Genomic DNA, 2,839 nt, shown 5'->3' with positions numbered 1-2,839 from the left:
TCTGTTAAGTGGTGATTATCCACTCTTTTCTGGGTGTCCGTCATGTCGGGGTAAAACCACCGCCAAACTTTATCGAATAGTTCAGCCCCGTTGGGGATCATCAACTTTGGATTCCGCTTCAAGGAGGTTTTGCCATGAATTACACCGAGCACGGAATGAGCCTGCTTTTCATTGATTCGCGCTAGCTCGGATAGATTCACCGTCCACTTACGGGTAGGTGTTCTGTTCGCATTGCTAGCACTCATCAATACATCGGCTGCAATTCGGGCACAGTCGTCGCTGTGATCAAGTGCCAGGTCAAGCAGCTCTTTGATTGCTCTTTCATACCTAATTTCTAGGCTGGTATCCTTATCAAGAGGTTTCATTAATCTCATTGTGTTCTCAGCAGAAAAACGGCGTAGGTACGCCGTAGGTAGCAGTCAGCGTTGGCTGACTGGTTATGGTCGATTCTTACCCCTCGGCAATTTCAATGCCTAGAAATACACCCAGGGATCGGGACGTACACTTGAAGGAGCCCCCCAGGACGCTGGGGCTTCGCCAGTGTGTAAGCCATGTCTGTCCCAGGGTTTGACCGGAGGGGCCCGAAGGGCCCGCTCGGTAGAGTCGCCAGATGGCGCGGCAGTGATAACCTGCATATGAAACTGAGAACAGTGCCGGCACTAGATTGAGCTCTTCCATTATTCGTTGCCTCCCAGTAAACGACTCGGCACTCTGGTAAAGAGGGCGGACCGAAAGGCTGATTCAATCTTGTCCAGGCGAGCCTCTTCCAAAAATGTGTCAGATTCATTGAGGTGTTCCTCAAGCCAGTGCTTTGTGGCCTGCAGATTGTCCTCGCAGAGCGAGTTGCAGATGAACCGCCCGATCTTTCTATTGGTTGGATCGATTCCAGTCGCGTCACAGAGATGTTCGGCGATCTGGAGTTTGATGTCTTCAATGTACTGTGTTGCTTCCATGGTTAGCTCCTCAATGGTCATGGGTTTGTCGTAGATACTCACGATGCGTCTCCTTCCGAATCGGCAGGTGGGTTACTGCTCATCGTTTGGTCGAGCAGGGCCTCGAACGCCGAGCCATCCCGGCGCGTAAGGTTCGGTACATAGCGGCTGTAAACACGGAACAGCATTTCCGTAGTGGTATGGCCCATCTGGCGGGCGATCCATTCCGGGTTTTCGCCGGCGGCTAGCCAGAGCGTTGCCGCTGTATGTCGGGTTTGGTAGGGGCGCCGCTTGGCCAGACCCAGGAGCCTGAGCAGGGGGTACCAGACCCGTTTGGTAACGTTGTTGTGATTCAGTGGGGAGCCCTTGCTGTTGCAAAAGACGAACTGCTCGTCACCGGACGCCTTCTCCTGCTCCTTGAGGGCGTCGTAGACGATCTCGGACATATGGATGATGCGGTTGGAGCCTTCGGTTTTAGTCTCGCCCAGGGACCCGTTTACCCAGTTTTCGGCGACATGGATTTCTCGCCGGTCAAAGTTGACGTATTTCCACTGCAGGCCATCCACCTCCCCGGTGCGCATACCCGTGAAAAAGCGGGTGGTGTAGTAGGGTTTGAAATCCGCCCTCACGGTATCCAGAATTTGCTTCACTTCGATTAGCGTGAAGGGCTGAACGTCTGTCTTGGGTACCTTCAGCGACTTGATGCCCTGATAGGGGGATGTGAACGAGTATCGCTGTGCTGCCTCGTTCAGAATCATCCTGAGGGGTGTCATGATGTGGTTGATGCGCTCCGGAGAAAGCGTTTTTCCCTTCCGTCCTTTGCGACTGGCGATGTCGGCTCGAAAGTCGAGTAAATCGTCTTTGGTGATGGCCGTCAGTGGCCGTTCACCGAATTCAGGTAGCAGGTATTTGTCCAGAGTGCTCCGTACGGTATCGGTGTAAGAATCTCGCCATTCAACCTTCATCTGGCTGAACCAGGATTCACCGAAGTCACGGAAGCAAGGCAGGCCGCTCTGGACAACATCCACGCGCTCCAGGTCCCGGGCAAACTCTGCTGCCCGCTTGGAGTTTGGGAAGTACTCCGCATAGTTGAATGTGCCCAGGGTTATTTCCGCTTCGATGCGCTCAAGGATCTTCGTGAGCGTTTTGCGGTTGGCGGGGCTGTCCTTCAGCTTCACATATTCTTTGCAGCGCTTGCCTCGGAATCTCCAGTCCAGGTAGAGGGTGCCGTTCTTCAGTGCGTTTATCGTTCCCATTTTTGCCTCTCCTACACGATGCCCTTCATGAGATCTGCAGTGGTGCAGGTCTTGGCCATATCGTTCTCGATCTGTTCCCAGATATAGAGAATCTTTCGGCCTCCGAACGGACGGATGTAGTGGATGCCCTCCAGAAGAACTGAGTCCTTCAGGCTATTTCTGATATAGCGAGGGTCGAACTTGATGCGCTCGGAAAGCTCATCGGTGGTCAGATACGTATTGCTCATCGTTCACTCCTTTTGGTCTCTTTTCGATGACTGCAAGGTAAACGTATCGTTGATTTTGAAAGCGCGCTGGGCGATGGGAAACGAGCTAAATCTGGAGAGAGAACGGCTGGAACTCGGCCATTTACCAACCCACCTAATACGCGAAAAATGTAGGCCGCAGGCCTGGATTTTTCGCCGCGTGAGGTTGGAAGTTTTAGATCACAGAATGTGATTGAGTGCAGGGAACAGGGAAATCAGAAACCATTTGTAGCGCCGGAATTTGCGCCCAAGTAAAGGGCTGGTGGCTATGGACCACATTTAGCTAAGGGTCAGGTTTTCAATGGGCGAATCGGGGGGATGTCAAATGTGGTCCAGTTTTGGTCTGCGGATTCAAACGGTCGACGCAACACAGGCATTAAATCTATCAGCTGGTGTTTCGTAGTCC

Annotated in this window: 4 protein-coding genes; all 4 read right to left on the bottom strand. The window is 52.8% G+C overall.

Annotated elements, in window-relative coordinates; translation table 11 throughout:
* The coding region (locus C0039_RS21285) for a hypothetical protein (RefSeq protein WP_133126067.1) at nt 1-365 on the bottom strand (365 nt) is incomplete at its 3' end.
* A gap of 312 nt (nt 366-677) precedes the next feature.
* Nucleotides 678-995, bottom strand: coding sequence for a hypothetical protein (locus C0039_RS20780; RefSeq protein ID WP_101519177.1), 318 nt, complete (start codon nt 993-995; stop codon nt 678-680).
* Nucleotides 992-2,188 (bottom strand): tyrosine-type recombinase/integrase, encoded by a 1,197-nt coding sequence (locus tag C0039_RS20775; protein ID WP_101519176.1) that lies wholly within the window; start codon nt 2,186-2,188, stop codon nt 992-994. Before C0039_RS20775 ends, C0039_RS20780 begins: the two co-directional genes overlap by 4 nt.
* Before the next feature lie 11 nt (nt 2,189-2,199).
* Nucleotides 2,200-2,415, bottom strand: coding sequence for a hypothetical protein (locus tag C0039_RS20770; RefSeq protein WP_101519175.1), 216 nt, complete (start codon nt 2,413-2,415; stop codon nt 2,200-2,202).
* Nucleotides 2,416-2,839: the final 424 nt, after the last annotated feature.

The sequence above is a fragment of the Pseudohalioglobus lutimaris genome (genome assembly GCF_002866825.1).
Taxonomy (GTDB): Bacteria; Pseudomonadota; Gammaproteobacteria; order Pseudomonadales; family Halieaceae; genus Halioglobus; species Halioglobus lutimaris.
Note: the sequence above shows the minus strand (reverse complement) of the source record. Positions and strands in the feature narration are given on the sequence as shown.